Source organism: Brucella lupini, assembly GCF_002252535.1.
Classification (GTDB): domain Bacteria; phylum Pseudomonadota; class Alphaproteobacteria; order Rhizobiales; family Rhizobiaceae; genus Brucella; species Brucella anthropi.
Window position 1 is genome coordinate 59,664 of record NZ_NNRN01000042.1, and the last position, 18,840, is coordinate 78,503.

Below are 18,840 nucleotides of genomic sequence, written 5' to 3' on the forward strand. Positions count from 1 at the left end.
ACACAAGCGCAAACAAACTGTGCAACAGGGAGATAAAAACAAAATGCCCGACTAAATGCCGGGCAGATTGATGAATTTTGTAGCACTTTATGCTAATATATCAGGCACAAGAGTGGTTCCTATTATGAAGCAATCATCAGAACCGTTCTAAGCATCTGTGTTCTCGCATTATCCAACGCAAAACCGCTTCGCACTTTTGCTGGAAATGCTCCATTACTTCTGGAAGTAATTATACTTGCCGTCTTCACCCTTGCGCCATTCGAACATGACGTAAGGCGAAAGGCTCGGATCGCCCTTGGCGTCGAACGAGATGTCGCCAAGCACGGTCTTGAATGGACCCTTTTCCTTCATCGCGGTTGCAACTTCCTGCGGATCGTTGCTTGCGGCAGCATTGGCGGCATTGACCAGCGACTGCACACCGGCATAGGCATAGAAGGTATAGGCTTCGGGCTCAAAACCCTTGTCGCGGAATGCCTTGATCAGTTCCGCATTCGACTTGTCGTCGCGCGGATCTGGACCGAAAGTGTTCATGACACCACCAACAGCATCACCGGCAATCGAGGCAAGTTCGTTGGACACGATGCCATCGCCCGAAATGAACTGTGCCTTGAGGCCCTGATCATCCATCTGACGGATGAGCAGACCCGCTTCCGGATGCATGCCGCCCCAGTAAACAGCAGTAATGCCAGCAGCCTTCATCTTGGAGATGAGCGCGGAGAAGTCCTTGTCGCCCTGGTTTACACCTTCGTAGAGCGTTTCCTTCATGCCGTTGTCGTTGAGCGACTTCTTGGTTTCGTCGGCAAGGCCCTGACCGTAAGGGGTCTTGTCGTGAAGGATTGCGACTTTGCCGTCCTTGTAATTGTCGGCGATATATTTGCCGGCAACGATGCCCTGCTGGTCATCGCGACGGCAGGTGCGGAACGTGTTCCAAAGTTCGCGCTCGGTGAAGGTCGGGTTGGTGGTGCCGGGCGCGATCATCAGCACGCCGTTTTCAGCATAGATGTCCGACGTCGGAATGCTGACGCCGGAATTGAAGTGACCGATAACGAACTGAACACCATCACCCACGAACTTGTTTGCAACGGAAATGCCCTGCTTCGGATCGGCAGCGTCGTCGCCATAGACGATGGTGATCTGCTCGCCGTTCATGCCGCCCTTGGCATTGGCTTCTGCGACAGCCGCTTCGACACCGCGCTTGATCTGCTCGCCGAAAGCTGCCTGGCTGCCGGTCAACGGTGCGCCGACGCCGAGCTGGATGTCGGCAGAAGACACGCCACCCATCGCAACCAGTGCCGAAAGGCAGACGCCGCAGAATAAGGATTTCTTCATTTCAGTTGCTCCCACTAAGCGCATCCCGAAAGGTATGAAACGATTTTCGAGACACACGTCAAAATAGTCATTCAGAGCGGCAGTCTGACAGGATCAGATGACCGCCATTTTTTGCAGGCATGAACAGCAACACCAGAGGCGTTGCATAAACCTGATATTCGAATGGGAGACTGCATCAGCGCCAGAAACGCAATTCGGGCTTGAAACTGCCCGCGCTGAAACTGGTCCTCCCACCAGAACGCGAGACTGGATATAGAGATTCACCCTATATTCAGCCGTCAAGCTAGATACAATCACGTTCAATACCGAAGTAAAGTAATGATTTAGTCTATATCTTGCTTTTTCCGCATGACTTTATGCGGACCGACGCCATCGAAACGAAAATGCCCGGCTTGAAGCCGGGCATTTCCATTCATCGGGAAAGAATGTAAGCGAAACTTACTGCTGAATGTAAGTATATTTCCCGTCAGCGCCCTTTTCCCACTTGTACATGACATAGCCTGGAAGCTTCGGATCGCCCTTTTCGTCATAGGACAGGTCGCCAAGCACGGTCTTGAACGGACCCTTTTCCTTAAGCGCCTTGGCAACTTCCTGCGGGTCGTTGCTTCCGGCAGCCTTCGCAGCCCCGGCCAGAGACTGAACGGCAGCGTAAGAGTAAAGCGTGTAGGCTTCCGGTTCGAAGCCAGCATCGCGGAACTTCTTCACCAGATCGGCATTGTTCGGGTTATTGCGCGGGTCCGGGCCGAACGTATTCAACGTACCGGCAACCGCATCGCCTGCGATGGAGGCCAGCTCGTTGGAAACGATACCGTCGCCAGAGATGAACTGGACCTTCAGCCCCTGATCGGCAAGCTGACGGATAATCAGACCAGCTTCAGCGTGCAGACCACCCCAATAAAGGACCGTAACGCCCTGCTGCTTCAACTTGGCGATCAGAGCCGAGAAATCCTTCTCGCCAACATTCACGCCTTCATAGACGGCTTCCTTGACACCAAGCTCGTTCAGCTTCTTCTTGGTTTCATCGGCAAGGCCCTGACCATAAGGGGTCTTGTCGTGAATGACGGCAATTTTCCCGTCTTTGAAATTGTCGAAAATATACTGACCGGCCACGATGCCCTGCTGATCGTCGCGACCGCAGGTACGGAACGTGTTCCAGAGCTGGCGCTCTGTATAGACCGGGTTGGTCGCAGCAGGCGAGATTTCGAGAATGCCGTTTTCGGCATAAACGTCCGAAGCCGGGATCGAAACGCCCGAATTGAAGTGACCGATAACGTATTTCACGCCATCAGCTGCGAACTTGTTGGCAACCGAGATACCCTGCTTCGGATCCGATACGTCATCGCCGAGAGTGATCGCGATTTTTTCGCCGTTGATGCCGCCCGCATCGTTGATTTCCTTGATGGCCGCTTCCGCGCCCTTCTGGATCTGCGCACCGTAAACGGCATTTGGGCCCGTCAGCGGCGCACCAATACCGACAAGAACATCAGCCCAAGCCGAGCCCCCGAAAGCCATAACTGCTGCAAGAGCAACGCCTGAGAAAAGTGATTTCTTCATTGTTGGAACTCCCATCATTGTATTTACCCCGAAACGATGTTTTGCATCGCCTTATTTTCTTGCTGAATACTCAGCAATATCTACGCTGAATCTTATTACTGTCAACGTGATCTTACAAAAAAGCTTCGCCGCATTACGGCGAAGCTTTAAAATTATTTTGCCTTCCAGCTGAGAGGCGAAGCTTTTTCATAAAGCCAGCTATATTGCCGCACCATCTGTTTGGTGCGGGTGAAGCGAAAGCCGACCGTACCGATAATCATCAGGACGATCGTATCCACCAGATAATAGTGGAACGAAAGAAGCGTTCCCTCAAACAGTGCGAAATGGATGAAGCGCACCGCAGCTCCCAGCGGGATCAGATAGAGCAGAAGCTGCAGATAGGTGCGCCACGTCGAAGCACAGGCACGCCCCGTCATCCAGGCGGCCCAGCCGCCTAGCAGACAGGTGATGAGGAAAAACAACCAGAATGACGATTCTTCGTAGAGAATACCCTGCATCTTATCCTCCTAGTGCCTTCCGCCTTCGAGATAGGCGGCGCGGACTTCCGGATCGGCCAGCAATTCGCGGCCAGCGCCGCTCATGGTGATCGAGCCGTTGACCATCACATAGCCACGGTCTGCGAGCTTGAGAGCACCGAATGCGTTCTGCTCAACGAGGAACACCGTCAGCCCCTGCGTGCGGTTCAGTTCCTTGATCGCTTCGAAAATCTGCTTCACGATCAGCGGTGCCAGACCGAGCGACGGTTCATCCAGAAGCAAGAGCTTCGGACGCGCCATCAGCGCGCGGGCAATGGCCAGCATCTGCTGTTCGCCGCCCGAAAGCGTGCCGCCACGCTGGTTGATGCGTTCCTTCAGGCGCGGGAACAGGTCGAACATCAGTTTCACGTCTTCTTCGAAGTGTTGCTGATGATCGAGACTTGCGCCCATCTGGAGATTTTCCAAAACCGTCATGCGCGGGAAGATGCGACGGCCTTCCGGAGACTGCGCAATGCGCAGCTTGGCAATCTCATGCGGCGGCATGGATGTAATATCCTTGCCGTTGAAGAGAATGCGGCCGGTACGCGCCTTCGGCGAGCCGAAGATTGTCATCATAAGCGTCGACTTGCCGGCACCGTTAGCGCCAATCAGCGCGACGATCTCGCCCTCATCGACGGTAAGGTCAATGCCCTTGAGGGCACAAATATTGCCGTAATAGGTCTCGACCTTCTCGACGGCCAGAAGCGGTTGCTTTTTCTGCATGGTTTCAGCCTGCATCATTCGCCTCCCTTCTTGGGCTTGGCCGCGGTTTTAGTCGGTGCTTTTGTCGGCGCTTTAGCGCGTTTCGCACCACCGCTTTTGGCAGCCTTTACGGGAGCAGTCTTATGGCTCGTCGGAACATCACCCTGTTCAACGCGCTCGGAGAACTCTGTCGCCTGACCGGCGGCAAGTTGTTTGGCCTGCCCGACCCAGTCTTCGCGCGCGATACGCCCGTCGAATTCCAGATAGGTTTCAGCGTCCACAATATCCGCGTCGCTCCAGGCGGCGATCTGATCAAAATGATAGATCCCGTGTTCGTGAAGCTTCTTTTCGTTGACCGCGCCGATGCCCTTGATGAGGGTCAGATTATCGGCCTTGCCACCACGTGCCTCCGCCAGACCACCGGCGAGAGAAACGCGTCCGGACGGTGCTTCACCTGTCTCTTCGGCAATTTCTTCCTCGATGGCTTCCTCGGCGAGTTGTGCCGCCACGAAGTCCGCCGCATCACCGGTGCCCGGCTTGTCCGCCTCTTCGATAAGCTCGGCAATCTCTTCGTCATCGACGCCGAGATAAGCGGCAATAACGCGCGGATCATTCTTGACTGCTTCTGGAGCACCGTCAGAAATCTTGGTGCCGTATTCCAGCACGATCACATGATCGGAGATTTCCATGACCACCGACATGTCGTGCTCGATCAGCAGAATTGACGTCCCGGTTTCCTTGCGGATATCGAGCAGGAGCTTGTTGAGCTCTGCCGATTCACGCGGATTGAGACCGGCGGCCGGTTCATCGAGGCAAAGAATTTCCGGCTCGGTGCACATGGCGCGGGCGATTTCCAGACGGCGCTGATCGCCATAAGGCAGATCACCTGCCGGATCGTCCGCACGACCGATCAGGTTGATTTTCTCCAGCCAGTGACGCGCCTTTTCAATCGCATCCTTCGCCGCCGACTTGTAGCCGGGCAAACCGAGAAGACCGAGGATCGTGAAGCCCGACGAACGCATCAGCGTGTTGTGCTGCGCGACCAGCAGGTTCTCCAGAACAGTGAGACCCGAGAACAGGCGAATGTTCTGGAAGGTACGCGCCACCTTGGCCTGCTTGGTGATCTGGAAGTCGGGCAGGCGTTCCAGCAGGAACTTGTCGCCCGTCTTCCGGTTCATCGTCAGCATGCCGCCCGTCGGCTTGTAGAAGCCGGTGATGCAGTTGAAGACCGTGGTCTTGCCTGCACCGTTCGGGCCGATGATCGCCGTGATATCCCCACGCTTCACATTGAAGCTCAGATCGTTGATGGCGACGAGACCGCCAAAGCGCATCGAAAGATGCTCGACCTGCAGGATCGTGTCTTTTTCAGTGTTGCCCAATTCGGCTTTATCAGGCGCAGTGCCAGACATAGTGCTTATCTCCGCCATCAGCCGTGCCCTTCCTTGGTAAAGGCACCCGACACCATCTTCTTCTCATGCAGGAAGGCACTGGGTTCTCGACTTCCGACGAAACCGCGCGGTTTCCAGACCATGACCACGACCATGGCAAGGCCGAAGATGAGCATACGATAGAGTTCCGGCGTGAAATCTGGGCCGAAAATTGCTTTCAGGAAGCTCATTTCACGCAGGATTTCAGTGCCGCCGATCATGACGATCGCAGCAATGGCGATACCGACCAGGGAGCCCATGCCGCCCAGAACGACGATGGCAAGAATGACGGCGGATTCGAGAAACACGAAGGATTCCGGGCTGACGAAGCCCTGGCGTGCTGCAAAGAAGGAACCGGCAAAACCACCGAACATCGCGCCCGTGGCAAAGGCCGTGAGCTTGGTCGTGGTGGTGTTGATGCCAAGCGAACGGCAGGCAATTTCATCTTCACGCAGTGCTTCCCAAGCACGGCCAACCGGCATGCGGCGCAGACGGATGGTGACCCAGGCCGTCAGCAGCGCCAGCAGAAGGATGACGTAATAGAGGAAGAACTTGTAATGCGCCGCCGAGAAGGTGAGGCCGAAGTGGGCCGCAAAACCGTCCTTGCTGGCATTGAAAGGCAGGCCGAAGAAGGTTGCCTTGGCAATGCCGGAAACGCCGAAGGTGCCGCGGGTGACATCTGTCCAGTTGATGAGCACCAGACGGATGATTTCACCGAAGGCAAGCGTCACGATGGCAAGATAGTCACCGCGCAGACGCAAGACCGGAAAGCCCAGAATGACGCCCCATGTTGCAGCAAGAATACCGGCAATCGGCAGCAGCATCCAGAAGGACAGACCGAAATAGGCCGACAGGAGTGCATAGGAATAGGCGCCGACTGCATAGAAGGCGACGTAACCCAGATCGAGAAGACCGGCGAGGCCCACCACGATGTTGAGGCCCCAGGCCAGCATCACATAGATGAGGATCTGAACGCCGAAATTATCGACCCATTTGAGCGATCCCTGCCAGCCCAGAAAGGTGACGATCAGGACCGGGTAGACAAAAAGGAATGCAACGCCGAGGCGCGAGAAGTTGCGGCGCACGAAAGACGGGCTTTCGTCGACCGCAGCGGTCGGCTGTTTGCTCTTGGCAAGCTTGCGCGCCTCCAGCGTTGGCTGAAGGAATGCAACGAACAGGAAACGACCAACCGCAGCGAGCGCGACCATGACGGCCAGTGCGCCCCAGCGCTGAACGAGCACCAGTTCGTTGTTGATGTTCTGATCGGTCTTGAAACCGATGATGAGGCAGAAGAGACCCAGAGCCAGAAGACCGGCGAAGAACCCTTCACGAATGGCCCGGCCAAAAAGGGAATCCGGGCGTGAACTCGACTGTGCAGCCATGATTAAACCTTTTCGACTTCAGGACGGCCAAGAATGCCGGACGGCATGAAGATTAGCACGATGGCGAGGATCGAAAACGCGGCAACGTCCTTGTAGTCGATCGAGAAATACGCCGACCACAATGCCTCGATGAGACCGATGAGCAAGCCACCGACCACAGCACCCGGAAGCGATCCGATACCGCCCAGAACTGCCGCCGTGAACGCCTTCACGCCGGGGATGAACCCGTCGGCAAAGGAAATCACGCCATAGAAGGAAAGGTAGAGCGTACCAGCCACCGCCGCGAGCATCGCACCCATCACGAAGGTGAGCGAAATGACCCGATCGACATTAATGCCGAGAAGCGCTGCCATTTTGCGATCCTGCTCACAGGCACGCTGCGCGCGACCAAGCGAGGTGCGATTGACGATATACCAGAAGATCGTCAGCAGCACGGCTGTCACCACAATGACCACAATCTGCTTCAGCGAGATCGTCACGTTGGTTCCCATGATATTGTAGGAACCGTTCAGCAGCTGAGGCACCGGCTTGTTACGCGGACCCTGCGTTACCTGTACGAAGTTGGACAAGGCAATCGACATGCCGATAGCCGTGATCAACGGTGCGAGGCGAAACGAACCACGCAGCGGCCGGTAGGCCACGCGCTCGATCGTCCAGCTCCACAAACCCGTCAGCAACATGGCGACGATCATCATCAGAAGAAGCATCAGCGCAATCGGCAATGCTCCAATGAAGGTTGTGATCATGAGAAAAACAATCAGCGCCATGAAGGCGCCGAGCATGAAGACATCGCCATGAGCAAAGTTGATCATGCCGATAATGCCATAGACCATCGTGTAGCCGATGGCGATCAGGCCATAGATCGAGCCGAGCGCGAGCCCGTTGATCACCTGCTGGAAGAAATATTCCATCGAGAAGCCACCCATTTTACCGCCCGGGATTTTATTGACGCATCTTTATTTCGTGCGCCTTCATTTTATTCCCGGCTCTTTACACCTAACGGCTGTATAGAGGAATGCAACCCCCTTTTGCCTCAGACAAAAGACTAAGGGCATCATCCCTCCACAAACTAGTTATGTCCCCTACTAAACGTCCTGTATATGTTTTTTTCTCCTACCCAGGACGCCTTATTCCATACTTTCTACATGGCCGAAAAGCCAAAAAATTGGGGGCCAGCATTAAAATTACCGACCGTACCCACTTTACGCGACCGTAAACCCATGTGCAAAGGGATCACGGTCGTCGATGAAGATCGTATTATATCCCGTCATGCGTGCCCAGCCCGCAATTGAAGGAATAATCGCCGGCAATGTGCGGTCCTGGCCCAAAACTTCGGTAGCACGTTCCACACGGCCATGGAAAAGCGACCCGATGATGGATTCATGCACAAACTCGTCGCCGGGCTTCAATTTGCCCTTGGCAGCCAGTTGCGCCATGCGAGCAGACGTACCGGTTCCGCATGGCGAACGGTCGATTGCCTTGTCGCCGTAGAAGACGGCATTGCGGGCATGCGCTTCCGGATGTTTCGGCTTCCCAGTCCACAGAATATGGCTCAGACGGTTGATATCCGGCAGCAGCAGATGCTGGAATTTGTACTTCTCATTTAACCGCTCACGCAGTATCGGACTCCAGGCAATCAGCTGCAGCGCAGAATAATCTTCCATATCGGTGTAATTTTCTTGCGGCTCGACGATAGCGTAGAAATTGCCGCCATAAGCCACATCGACCTTGAGGTTGCCAAGGTCCGGGCATTCGACCTCAAGTCCTTCAGCATAAAGGAAAGCCGGAACATTGGTGAGACGAACGCGCTCGACATACTGGCCGTTCTGCTCATACTCGATCGCCACCAGACCGGCAGGCGTATCCAGATTGAGCTTGCCCGGTGTCTTCGGCGTCACCAGCCCCTGCTCTATCGCCATCGTCACGGTTCCGATGGTGCCGTGACCGCACATCGGCAGACACCCCGAGGTTTCAATAAAAAGCACCGCAACATCGCAATCAGGACGTGTCGGCGGGTAGAGAATGGAGCCGGACATCATGTCATGGCCGCGCGGCTCGAACATAAGACCAGTACGGATCCAGTCATACTCGCGCAAAAAATGCGCGCGCTTTTCCATCATGGTCGAACCTTCGAGGTTCGGCCCGCCGCCAGCCACGAGACGCACGGGGTTGCCGCATGTATGTCCGTCGACGCAGAAGAAGGAATGTCTTGCCATGATGGTCAGTTCCGAAAACGTTGTGGCTTGAAAGGTTCGATATCGATTGCAGGCGCAGCCCCCGTGATGAGATCACGGATAAGCCGCCCGGTTGCCGCCGATTGCGTGAGGCCGAGATGGCCATGGCCGAAGCCGTAATAGATGTTGCCACCTGCCGAGGCCCGGCCGATGACCGGTACGGAATCCGGCATGGATGGCCGATAGCCCATCCACTGTCGCCCGCCCTCTGTCCGAAAGCCCGGCAGAAACATGGAAGCCTTCTTAAGCATGGCTTCAGATCGCGCGAAATTTGGTGGCAGGTCGAGCCCGCCGAATTCCACCGCACCACCGACACGCAGGCCGGTTTCCATCGGCGTGATGACAAAGCCATGGCCAGGAAAGGTCAATTGCCGTTTCACATCGAAACTGCCCACTGGCAGCGTCGTGTTGTAGCCGCGTTCCGTATCGAGCGGCACCGCATCACCAAAACCCTTGGCAAGATCGCGAGACCATGCGCCCGCCATAAGGACAAGATGCGTCGTCTTGATTTTCGTTCCATCCTCAAGATGAACGCTCGCCCCGCCATGGCCCGGCTTTGCATTCGTGACCTTGGCCTGAAGGAAGCGCGCACCCTTGCTCTGGGCATAAGCCCAGATCGCCTTGCCGAACAGTTTCGGATCGCTGACATTCTTCCAGCCGGGAACGAAAGTTCCGGCAACGAAACGCGGGTTCAGGCCGGGCTGCAGTTCGGCAAGCCGGTCACCGCGCACATGTTCATAGGCAATTCCGGCTTGTTCGCGAACATCCCAGCCCGGCTGTGAGGCAGCGAGTTCGGCTTCGCTTTCATAAAGCTCCAGATTGCCATTCTCGCGCAATCTTCCGCGCAGCCCTGCCCTGTCGATCAACGCCATCATCTCGCTGCCGGCAAGACGCATGATGTCAGCCTGCGCAATTGCAGTTTTCGCCAATGCATCCGCGCTGCTTGCGCGCCAGAAGCGGTAGAGCCACGGCACCATTTTGGGAAAATAGGAAGGACGGATCGTAAACGGACCAAGCGGGTCCATCAGCCAGCCTGGCACCTTGCGCATGACTCCCTTGGAGGCCAGCGGAAGAATGTCCGAAAAAGCGAGCGCCGCAGCATTGCCAGAACTGGTCTCTTCGCAAATACCGGTTCTGTCGACGACCAAAACCTCGCGTCCAGCCTCGGCAAGCAGGGCGGCAGTGGCAACCCCGACAATACCGCCACCGATAATGAGAATATCCTGCTGACCCTGCGGATCAGATTTCATCTTGTGCGGCTCCCCACCGGATTCATTTTTGCCTATAGCCTTGCCAAAGAACCGGACAATGTCGACGCTTCGAGCAATTGGCGTTCAGTATGTTCAATGCCAGCCTTTCGGCTCTGTCCATCGATTTTTTGGAATGACACTGTGCTGAAAGTTCGCCATCGCTTGAAAAAGCCACAAAGGCAAAGTTAGGGATCGACAAACTCAAATCACCTCATATTGATATATCAGAGATATATCTGTAAGATTGCACTATGTCAATCGTCGTAACCACAGGGCATGGACAGGCATGGAAGAAGCAAACGTTCGAGACAGGTTGACGCGGAGCCCGGCAAACATGCCGTTGGCGACCATGGACAGCTGGGGTAGCGAAAGCCTCGCCGAGCAAGCCTATCGCATTCTGGAGCGCTCCATCGTCACACTGGAACTCGAACCGGGCACCGTTGTCAACGAGCGCACGCTGATCGAGCTGACCGGTATGGGCCGCACGCCGATGCGCGAAGCCATTCAGAGGCTCGCCTGGGAAGGTCTCGTGGAAGTGCGTCCGCGCTCGGGCATTGCCATCGCGGCCATCGATCCGACGGATTTCATCAAGGTGCTGGATGCCCGCGAAGGTGTCGAGCGCGTTCTGGCGCGCGATGCCGCACGCTTTGGCAGCCCTCGCGATTATGAACGGCTTGAAGCCGCTGCAGCCGCCATGCGGCAGGCCATCCCCAACGAGGATGTGGCCCTGTTTCTCGATGCCGACAAGGCATTCGATATTGTTCTGGGCGCGGCGGCGAGCAATCCCTATGCCGCGCGTATTGCAGCCCCCCTGCAAACCCACAGCCGCCGCTTCTGGTTCCGCCTTCGCCCCTCGACCGGCATAGCCGGTTCTGCCAATGCCCATGCGACACTGATCGAGGCGATCGTCTCCCGTCAGCCGGAACGGGCCAGCGACACGGCCAGTGAACTGATGGCCTATCTGCGCACTCTTGCACCCTGACACCCGGCGTCCGACCAATATGGCTTTGTAGGGATGGACGCCCTCTCCTCAATGGTGCTCAACAAATCCATTCTGCCACATTAGAGCGCGTTTCGATCTGATTGAATCAGATCGGCGCTCTAATCATTTGTTTTTACGCGCATCTTTTCCGAAAACCGTTTCACACTTTTCGGGATGCGCTCTAAGGCCGTCGGAAGGGCGTCCATCCCACAAGAACCAATCCCAATCAATGAGCCTTGTGTTCGCCCTGCTCCACTTCGGTCGTGACAGGCATGGCACTTTGGAAAAGTTCGGCACGGTTCTCGCCGCTCACGACAAGCGTTCCGACCAATCCGCGTGCCGCTCGCGACAGCGCGTGATCCACCAGAGTGTATTCGCCGGGAACTTCCAGCTTGATGTCGACCGCCGCCGCGCCTCCCGGTGGGACCGTAATTGTCTGGACATCGGATAGCGGCTCCGTCGTCAAGGAGCCCAGCTGATAAACCTTGTCGAAGATTTCTCCGATCACATGAAAGCTCGACGTCTTGTTGGGTCCGCCGACACCGAAGTAGATGCGTACGGTTTCGCCGACCTTCGCCGTCAGGGCATTGTCGCCTGTGAGTGCATTGGCAGCCCCGTTAAAGACATAGTACTCCGGGTCCTCCTTGAGCAGGCGTTCGACGCTCTCGGTCAGCTTCCCCTTGGATCCGTATGGCTGCGACGTGTAGAGCTCGCCCTGCATTACATAGAACTCCCGGTCAACGGGCGGCAGATCGTCTGCCGGCTCGACGAGGATCAGGCCATACATACCGTTGGCGATGTGATGTGCGGCCATTGGCACAGCACAGTGATAGACGTACAGCCCCGGTTTCAGCGCCTTGAACGAGAAGGCCTTGGTTTCGCCTGGTGCGGCATCGGTCGCCGCCGCTCCGCCGCCTGGTCCGGTCACAGCATGGAAGTCTACGCTGTGACGTTCGCTGCTGTCGGCCTTGTTGGAGAGCTCCACCAGGATCGTGTCACCTACTCGGGCGCGCACGAACGGGCCGGGGACCTTCTTGTTGAACGTCCAATAGTGGTAGGCTGCGCCGTCTGCGAGCTGTCCCGTCACCTCGACGGTATCGAGCTTTACCTTGATGGTCGCTGGCTCGCTTCTTGTAATTGGCGATGCCAGGTCATTCGCCGGACGGACAATGTTGAGTGGAGCTTTGACACTGCCGTTTTCCGCCGGATGCTCGTGCGAACCAGATGCGAGGGCTGATGTCCCGGTCACCGCCAGAAATGCGAGTGCCACGGCTGTGTACGAGGGTCTGGAAAGGCGTATCATGAGAACTCCTGAGCAATGGTGTTACTCAGGTATTCAAGACCTCACCGACCTTGCGATCTTTGATCTGCGACAAGGACGACATGTCCTCGCAAGATCGTGATTGCCGGAGCATTTCCTGTTTCATTTGAATCGTTGGAAATACTCTATCTCTTTGTTCTTGCGCATGTCTCCCAAACCGGTTCTTACTTTGGGGAGACATGCACTAGGTGACCGGCTCACTGGAACGTAGCCAAACGTCAATTGCTACGAATTGAACAGATGCGCCGAAATTGTCATCACGGTTATCGTATCAGGTTGTAACGACGTAGCTGACACTGATGAAAACTTACGGCAAAACAACCCGATCAGTGGGTCTTGTTCATCGATTCTGACATTTTGCGAAGCACGTTGAGCGCGATGCTCAACTCCTCATCGCTTACACCTTCCAGCAAATCCTCGCGGACATCACCGGCGAGCTTCACGACCTGTTCAGCCAGAATCTTGCCTTCCGCCGTCATCACCACGCGCTTGGCGCGGCGGTCACCCTGAACGGTTTGCCGTTCGATGAATGACTGGCGCTCCAGACCGTCGAGCAGGCGGACCATAGTCGCATTCTCAATTTCCAGCGCTTCTGCCAGTTCTTTCTGGTAGAGGCCTTCCTGTTCCATCAAGGCAAGCAGGGTGCGCGCCCGCGCCAGGGTCAGGCCCCGTTCCTTTACACGCGCGTCGAAAACAGTGCGGAGCCTGCGATTAACCTTCGCCATGGCATCAATCATTTCAGCTTTAAGATCTGCCGTATCCATGCCAACCGCCTCATATATTAGTAAACTAATGATTACGGATTTGGATAAATCGCTGGCGAACTATTTTCAAGCGAACTTCCTGAACTCACGCAAGCGTGATGGGATTTAGCGGCAATATGACAGTTCTGCGAACAAATTCACTGGAGAGCAGATGATCTGAAAAAGAAAAAGCGGGCAAAAGCCCGCTTTCCCGAAAAACGATAGAATGCTGCCGATCAGGCTGGCATGATCGTTCCCTGCAGCGTCATCAGCTGGTGCAGGAAGATTTCCGCCTTGGTGCGGTGTTCGTTCGACGAAGCATCGTCCAGAGCCTTGCGGGCATGTTCAATGCGGCGCTGAATATCTGCCGGGTCGATATCGTCCACATGGGTCGCCGATTCGGCCAGAACGGTGCAACCCTGCGGGGTGATATCGGCGAAACCGCCGAAGACCACGTAGGAGTCGGACTTGCCGTCGGCAAGCTTCACCGAAACGACACCCGGCATGATCGTCGTCATCAGAGGCGAATGACCGGCGAGAGCCGTCAGATAGCCTTCGCTACCCGGAATGACGACTTCCGTCACCTGCGCGGAAAGCAGGAGCCGTTCAGGCGACACGAGTTCGAATTGGAAAGCTTGAGCCATGGTTCTCACTTGAATTCAAAAGCACAATCCCGAAAAAACCGACTTTCAGAACATGCTTAAACAAAATGATTGGCTTTCACGGCGGGCCTTGCGACCCACCGGGAAATTCAATTCATCAAGCAGCTTCAGCTGCCAGCTTCTTCGCCTTTTCGATCGCCTCTTCAATCGATCCGACCATGTAGAAAGCCGGTTCTGGAAGATGATCGTATTCACCTGCGCAAAGGCCCTTGAAGCCCTTGATGGTGTCGGCGAGGTCAACCAGCTTGCCTGGCGAACCGGTGAAGACTTCAGCAACGAAGAACGGCTGAGACAGGAAGCGTTCGATCTTACGAGCGCGCGCAACGGTCAGCTTGTCGTCTTCCGACAGTTCGTCCATGCCAAGGATGGCGATGATGTCCTGAAGCGACTTGTAGCGCTGAAGGATCGACTGAACCTGACGGGCAACGGCGTAGTGTTCTTCACCAACGATCATCGGATCGAGCATACGCGACGTGGATTCAAGAGGATCCACAGCCGGGTAAATACCCTTTTCAGCGATCGAACGGTTCAGCGTCGTGGTCGCGTCCAAGTGAGCGAACGACGTTGCCGGTGCAGGGTCGGTCAAGTCGTCGGCAGGAACGTAAATTGCCTGAACCGAAGTAATCGAACCCTTGGTCGTCGTGGTGATGCGTTCCTGCATCGCGCCCATGTCGGTTGCCAGCGTCGGCTGATAACCCACAGCGGAAGGAATACGGCCGAGAAGAGCTGAAAGTTCCGAACCAGCTTGCGTAAAGCGGAAGATGTTGTCCACGAAGAACAGAACGTCCTGACCCTTGTCACGGAAGTTTTCAGCAACCGTCAGACCCGACAGAGCAACACGAGCGCGCGCACCCGGAGGCTCGTTCATCTGACCGTAAACGAGCGCGGCCTTCGAGCCTTCACCGCCACCGAGCTTGTTAACGCCCGATTCGATCATTTCGTGGTAAAGGTCGTTACCTTCACGGGTACGTTCACCAACGCCTGCGAATACCGAGTAACCGCCGTGCGCCTTGGCGACGTTGTTGATCAGTTCCATGATGAGAACGGTCTTGCCGACGCCTGCGCCGCCGAACAGACCAATCTTGCCGCCCTTTGCATAAGGAGCGAGAAGGTCAACGACCTTGATGCCCGTTACGAGGATTTCAGCTTCGGTCGACTGTTCGATATACTCTGGAGCTTCCTGGTGGATCGCGCGACGGGCAGTGGTCTTGATCGGACCAGCTTCGTCAACCGGCTCACCAATAACGTTCATGATGCGGCCGAGCGTTTCTTCGCCAACCGGAACCATGATCGGGTTGCCGGTGTCACGCACTTCGTGACCGCGAACCAGACCTTCGGTCGAGTCCATGGCGATGGTGCGAACGGTGTTCTCGCCCAGATGCTGCGCAACTTCAAGAACCAGACGGCTGCCGAGATTGTCGGTTTCCAGAGCGTTGAGGATCAGCGGAAGCTGACCGTCTTCGAACTGTACGTCGACAACAGCGCCGATGACCTGAGTGATCTTGCCGACTGCGCCGGTCTTTGCAGCCTTGGGAGCTGCATCGGACTTAGCGGCGGCTGTCTTCGCCGGAGCCTTTTTGGCTGGAGCTTTCGCCGCTGCTGGCTTCGCTTCGGCCGCGGCGGTAGTTTTCGGGGTCGCTGCTTTTGCCATCGATCCTTTACCTTCCGATTAGAGCGCTTCCGCGCCCGAAATGATTTCGATCAGTTCCTTGGTGATCTGAGCCTGACGCTGACGGTTATACGTGATCGACAACTTGTTGATCATGTCACCGGCGTTACGCGTCGCATTGTCCATCGCGCTCATCTTCGCACCCATTTCGCCCGCCACATTTTCCAGCAGAGCGCGGAAAATCTGGACCGAAATGTTGCGCGGGATCAGCGTACTCAGGATCGCCGCAGGATCAGGTTCGTACTCATAGATCGCATCGCCTGCAGTCTCCGCCTGCACAACATCGCCAGCCGAAGCCGGAATGATCTGCTGTGCAGTTGGAATCTGTGCAATCACCGATTTAAATTCGGAATAGAACAGGGTGCAGACATCAAATTCGCCTTGTTCAAAAAGCTCGATCACTTTGTGGCCGATCTGGTCGGCATGCACAAAAGCGAGCTGCTTGACTTCGCGCAAATTGACGTGGTCGATAATCAGAGAGGCAAACTCGCGACGCAGAATATCTGCGCCCTTCTTGCCGACCGTGATGATCTTGACCGTCTTGCCTTCAGCGAGGAGCTTGCGGGCATGATCGCGCGCCAGACGCGCGATCTGCGAGTTGAAACCGCCGCAAAGGCCACGTTCTGCGGTGCAGACGACGAGCAGATGCACGTCGTCCTTGCCCGTACCGGCCATCAAAGCCGGCGCATCTTCGCCGGTTACGTTCTGCGCGATATTTGCGAGAACGGCACCCATGCGCTGCGAATAAGGCCTTGCGGCTTCCGCGGCTTCCTGGGCACGGCGCAGCTTCGCCGCGGCGACCATCTGCATCGCCTTGGTGATTTTCTGCGTCGCCTTGACCGAGGCGATACGGTTTCTCAGATCCTTTAGTGAAGGCATCCGTTCATCCCGTCACAAAATTCAAGCGAAAGACTTGGCGAACGCGTCGACCGCTGCCTTGAGCTTTGCTTTGATGTTGTCGGTGAGCGCCTTTTCGTCGCGGATCGCATCCAGCACATCCTTGTGCTCTGTGCGCAGCGAAGAAAGAAGACCTGCTTCGAACTTGCCAACCTGGTTGACGGCGATCTTGTCGAGATAGCCATTCACGCCGGCGAAAATCACGGCAACCTGTTCTTCCGTCTTGAGCGGCGAGAACTGCGGCTGCTTGAGAAGCTCGGTCAGACGTGCGCCGCGGTTCAGCAAACGCTGGGTCGAGGCATCGAGATCCGAACCGAACTGTGCGAAGGCGGCCATTTCACGATACTGGGCGAGCTCGCCCTTGATCGAACCGGCGACCTGCTTCATGGCCTTGACCTGCGCCGAAGAACCAACGCGCGAAACCGACAGACCGACGTTAACAGCCGGACGGATACCCTGGTAGAACAGGTTGGTTTCGAGGAAGATCTGGCCGTCGGTGATCGAGATCACGTTGGTCGGAATGAAGGCGGAAACGTCGTTGCCCTGCGTTTCGATGACCGGCAGAGCCGTCAGCGAGCCAGCGCCGTTTTCGTCGTTGAGCTTTGCAGCGCGTTCGAGAAGACGGGAGTGCAGATAGAAAACGTCGCCCGGATAAGCTTCGCGGCCCGGAGGACGGCGGAGCAGAAGCGACATCTGACGGTAAGCGACAGCCTGCTTGGACAGATCGTCGTAGCCGATCAGGGCGTGCATCGAGTTGTCGCGGAAATATTCGCCCATGGCGCAGCCCGCAAACGGAGCGAGATACTGCATCGGAGCCGGATCGGAAGCGGTAGCCGCAATAACGATCGAATATTCCAGAGCGCCGCGTTCTTCGAGAACCTTGACGAACTGAGCGACGGTCGAACGCTTCTGGCCGATAGCAACGTAAACGCAATAAAGCTTTTCGCTGTCCGGGCCGTTGTCGTGGATCGGCTTCTGGTTCAGGAAGGTGTCGAGAATGATAGCGGTCTTGCCGGTCTGACGGTCACCGATGACCAGCTCGCGCTGGCCGCGGCCAACCGGGATCAGAGCGTCAACAGCCTTGAGGCCGGTCGACATTGGCTCATGAACCGACTTGCGCGGAATGATGCCCGGTGCCTTCACGTCGACGCGGCGACGCTCGGTAGCAACGATTGGGCCCTTGCCGTCGATCGGGTTGCCGAGAGCGTCGACGACGCGACCCAGCAGGCCGGGACCAACCGGAACGTCAACGATTGCGCCGGTACGCTTGACGATGTCGCCTTCCTTGATGTCACGATCGGCACCGAAGATAACGACGCCGACATTGTCGCTTTCAAGGTTCAGCGCCATGCCGCGAATGCCACCAGGGAATTCGACCATTTCACCGGCCTGAACATTGTCCAGACCATAGACGCGGGCGATACCGTCGCCAACGGAAAGAACCTGACCGACTTCGGAGACCTCAGCCTCCTTGCCGAAGTTCTTGATTTGCTCTTTCAGGATAGCGGAAATTTCCGCGGCGCGGATGTCCATCAGCCGACCTCTTTCAGTGCAAGCTTGAGAGAAGAAAGTTTAGTGCGAAGGGACGTGTCGATCTGACGCGAACCCATCTTGACGATAAGACCGCCGAGGATCGACGGATCGACGGTGACATTGATCGTCACGTCCTTGCCGGCCACGCCCTTCAGCGTTGCCTTCAATTCGTTCTGCTGCGCAGCACTCAGTTCATGCGCGGAGATGACATCGGCGGAGACTTCACCGCGATGTTCGGCAGCAATCTTGCGGAAAGCGGCGATAATGCCCGGCAGGGCGAAGAGACGACGGTTCCGCGCGACAACGCGCAGGAAATTTCCGACCAGACCCTTGATGCCCGCCTTGTCGGCGAGAGCGCCGATGGCGTGAAGCTGATCTTCCGAAGAAAATACCGGACTGGAAATCAGTCGCTTGAGGTCTTCGCTTCCGCTCAGAAGCGCCTCGAAACGGTCAAGATCTTTTTCCACAGCCGCAACGGATTTCGCGTCGAGTGCGAGCTCGAAAAGAGATCCGGCGTAACGCTGTGCGACACCTGAAATGAGCGAAGACGTTTCAGCCACGAACAACCTGCTCTCTACGTTGAAACCATCCTTTTGGAACCCAATCTTGTTCAGGACGCCAAGCGGATGATTTTATTGAA

General features: G+C 56.3%; 17 protein-coding genes. 1 reads left to right on the forward strand and 16 read right to left on the reverse strand.

Translation table 11 applies throughout. From position 1 onward, the window contains the following. Positions 1–213: 213 nt before the first annotated feature. The 9 genes from CES86_RS09145 to CES86_RS09185 all read right to left on the reverse strand — a co-directional run bounded on the left by CES86_RS09145 (position 214) and on the right by CES86_RS09185 (position 10,393). Positions 214–1,329, reverse strand: coding sequence for a branched-chain amino acid ABC transporter substrate-binding protein (locus CES86_RS09145; RefSeq protein WP_012091270.1), 1,116 nt, complete (start codon positions 1,327–1,329; stop codon positions 214–216). 438 nt (positions 1,330–1,767) lie between these two features. Beyond that, on the reverse strand, positions 1,768–2,883 hold the full coding sequence (locus CES86_RS09150; protein WP_010661453.1) for a branched-chain amino acid ABC transporter substrate-binding protein: 1,116 nt from the start codon (positions 2,881–2,883) through the stop codon (positions 1,768–1,770). Between the two features lie 152 nt (positions 2,884–3,035). Beyond that, positions 3,036–3,380: a DUF6867 family protein gene (locus CES86_RS09155; protein ID WP_094514217.1), complete on the reverse strand. Its 345-nt coding sequence runs from the start codon at positions 3,378–3,380 to the stop codon at positions 3,036–3,038. A 9-nt stretch (positions 3,381–3,389) separates the two neighbouring features. Then, positions 3,390–4,136, reverse strand: a complete 747-nt coding sequence (locus tag CES86_RS09160; protein WP_029376283.1) for an ABC transporter ATP-binding protein — start codon at positions 4,134–4,136, stop codon at positions 3,390–3,392. After that, positions 4,136–5,527 (reverse strand): ATP-binding cassette domain-containing protein, encoded by a 1,392-nt coding sequence (locus CES86_RS09165; RefSeq protein ID WP_373418751.1) that lies wholly within the window; start codon positions 5,525–5,527, stop codon positions 4,136–4,138. The genes CES86_RS09160 and CES86_RS09165 overlap by 1 nt, the downstream gene beginning before the upstream one ends. Then, positions 5,527–6,909: a high-affinity branched-chain amino acid ABC transporter permease LivM gene (livM, locus tag CES86_RS09170; RefSeq protein ID WP_010661457.1), complete on the reverse strand. Its 1,383-nt coding sequence runs from the start codon at positions 6,907–6,909 to the stop codon at positions 5,527–5,529. Before livM ends, CES86_RS09165 begins: the two co-directional genes overlap by 1 nt. A gap of 2 nt (positions 6,910–6,911) precedes the next feature. After that, the gene (locus tag CES86_RS09175) at positions 6,912–7,820 is read right to left on the reverse strand and encodes a branched-chain amino acid ABC transporter permease (protein WP_010661458.1); all 909 of its coding nucleotides are present in this window, start codon (positions 7,818–7,820) and stop codon (positions 6,912–6,914) included. Between the two features lie 291 nt (positions 7,821–8,111). Next, on the reverse strand, positions 8,112–9,125 hold the full coding sequence (locus tag CES86_RS09180; RefSeq protein ID WP_094514220.1) for a 4-hydroxyproline epimerase: 1,014 nt from the start codon (positions 9,123–9,125) through the stop codon (positions 8,112–8,114). Positions 9,126–9,130: 5 nt separating this feature from the next. Beyond that, complete coding sequence (locus tag CES86_RS09185; RefSeq protein WP_094514221.1) at positions 9,131–10,393, reverse strand: NAD(P)/FAD-dependent oxidoreductase; 1,263 nt, start codon at positions 10,391–10,393, stop codon at positions 9,131–9,133. A gap of 286 nt (positions 10,394–10,679) precedes the next feature. On the opposite strand from CES86_RS09185, the gene CES86_RS09190 reads away from it, so the two are divergent. Then, positions 10,680–11,375: a GntR family transcriptional regulator gene (locus CES86_RS09190; protein ID WP_010661461.1), complete on the forward strand. Its 696-nt coding sequence runs from the start codon at positions 10,680–10,682 to the stop codon at positions 11,373–11,375. Positions 11,376–11,601: 226 nt separating this feature from the next. On the opposite strand, the gene nirK is transcribed toward CES86_RS09190, so the two are convergent. The 7 genes from nirK to CES86_RS09225 all read right to left on the reverse strand — a co-directional run bounded on the left by nirK (position 11,602) and on the right by CES86_RS09225 (position 18,760). Continuing rightward, positions 11,602–12,678, reverse strand: a complete 1,077-nt coding sequence (nirK, locus tag CES86_RS09195; RefSeq protein WP_040129083.1) for a copper-containing nitrite reductase — start codon at positions 12,676–12,678, stop codon at positions 11,602–11,604. A gap of 344 nt (positions 12,679–13,022) precedes the next feature. Continuing rightward, entirely contained in the window at positions 13,023–13,460 is a 438-nt protein-coding gene (locus tag CES86_RS09200; protein WP_010661463.1) for a MarR family winged helix-turn-helix transcriptional regulator, read from the reverse strand. A gap of 215 nt (positions 13,461–13,675) precedes the next feature. Further along, entirely contained in the window at positions 13,676–14,083 is a 408-nt protein-coding gene (locus tag CES86_RS09205) for a F0F1 ATP synthase subunit epsilon (protein ID WP_010661464.1), read from the reverse strand. 115 nt (positions 14,084–14,198) lie between these two features. After that, positions 14,199–15,752, reverse strand: a complete 1,554-nt coding sequence (atpD, locus tag CES86_RS09210) for a F0F1 ATP synthase subunit beta (protein WP_012091261.1) — start codon at positions 15,750–15,752, stop codon at positions 14,199–14,201. An 18-nt stretch (positions 15,753–15,770) separates the two neighbouring features. Then, the gene (locus tag CES86_RS09215; RefSeq protein ID WP_094514222.1) at positions 15,771–16,649 is read right to left on the reverse strand and encodes a F0F1 ATP synthase subunit gamma; all 879 of its coding nucleotides are present in this window, start codon (positions 16,647–16,649) and stop codon (positions 15,771–15,773) included. Positions 16,650–16,670: 21 nt separating this feature from the next. After that, positions 16,671–18,200 carry a F0F1 ATP synthase subunit alpha gene (gene atpA / locus CES86_RS09220; protein ID WP_012091259.1) on the reverse strand — a complete coding sequence of 510 codons (1,530 nt, stop codon included), beginning with the start codon at positions 18,198–18,200 and terminating at the stop codon, positions 16,671–16,673. Next, entirely contained in the window at positions 18,200–18,760 is a 561-nt protein-coding gene (locus tag CES86_RS09225; RefSeq protein ID WP_012091258.1) for a F0F1 ATP synthase subunit delta, read from the reverse strand. The genes atpA and CES86_RS09225 overlap by 1 nt, the downstream gene beginning before the upstream one ends. Positions 18,761–18,840: the final 80 nt, after the last annotated feature.

Excerpts from the sequence above, each read along its gene's own strand:
- CES86_RS09155 (WP_094514217.1), bottom strand. The coding sequence starts at position 3,380 with ATGCAGGGTATTCTCTACGAAGAATCGTCATTCTGGTTGTTTTTCCTC.
- CES86_RS09150 (WP_010661453.1), bottom strand. The coding sequence starts at position 2,883 with ATGAAGAAATCACTTTTCTCAGGCGTTGCTCTTGCAGCAGTTATGGCT.
- CES86_RS09175 (WP_010661458.1), bottom strand. The coding sequence starts at position 7,820 with ATGGAATATTTCTTCCAGCAGGTGATCAACGGGCTCGCGCTCGGCTCG.
- CES86_RS09165 (WP_373418751.1), bottom strand. The coding sequence starts at position 5,527 with ATGGCGGAGATAAGCACTATGTCTGGCACTGCGCCTGATAAAGCCGAA.
- livM (WP_010661457.1), bottom strand. The coding sequence starts at position 6,909 with ATGGCTGCACAGTCGAGTTCACGCCCGGATTCCCTTTTTGGCCGGGCC.
- CES86_RS09190 (WP_010661461.1), top strand. The coding sequence starts at position 10,680 with ATGGAAGAAGCAAACGTTCGAGACAGGTTGACGCGGAGCCCGGCAAAC.
- CES86_RS09200 (WP_010661463.1), bottom strand. The coding sequence starts at position 13,460 with ATGGATACGGCAGATCTTAAAGCTGAAATGATTGATGCCATGGCGAAG.
- CES86_RS09205 (WP_010661464.1), bottom strand. The coding sequence starts at position 14,083 with ATGGCTCAAGCTTTCCAATTCGAACTCGTGTCGCCTGAACGGCTCCTG.
- CES86_RS09160 (WP_029376283.1), bottom strand. The coding sequence starts at position 4,136 with ATGCAGGCTGAAACCATGCAGAAAAAGCAACCGCTTCTGGCCGTCGAG.
- CES86_RS09180 (WP_094514220.1), bottom strand. The coding sequence starts at position 9,125 with ATGGCAAGACATTCCTTCTTCTGCGTCGACGGACATACATGCGGCAAC.
- CES86_RS09185 (WP_094514221.1), bottom strand. The coding sequence starts at position 10,393 with ATGAAATCTGATCCGCAGGGTCAGCAGGATATTCTCATTATCGGTGGC.
- CES86_RS09215 (WP_094514222.1), bottom strand. The coding sequence starts at position 16,649 with ATGCCTTCACTAAAGGATCTGAGAAACCGTATCGCCTCGGTCAAGGCG.
- CES86_RS09145 (WP_012091270.1), bottom strand. The coding sequence starts at position 1,329 with ATGAAGAAATCCTTATTCTGCGGCGTCTGCCTTTCGGCACTGGTTGCG.
- nirK (WP_040129083.1), bottom strand. The coding sequence starts at position 12,678 with ATGATACGCCTTTCCAGACCCTCGTACACAGCCGTGGCACTCGCATTT.
- atpD (WP_012091261.1), bottom strand. The coding sequence starts at position 15,752 with ATGGCAAAAGCAGCGACCCCGAAAACTACCGCCGCGGCCGAAGCGAAG.
- atpA (WP_012091259.1), bottom strand. The coding sequence starts at position 18,200 with ATGGACATCCGCGCCGCGGAAATTTCCGCTATCCTGAAAGAGCAAATC.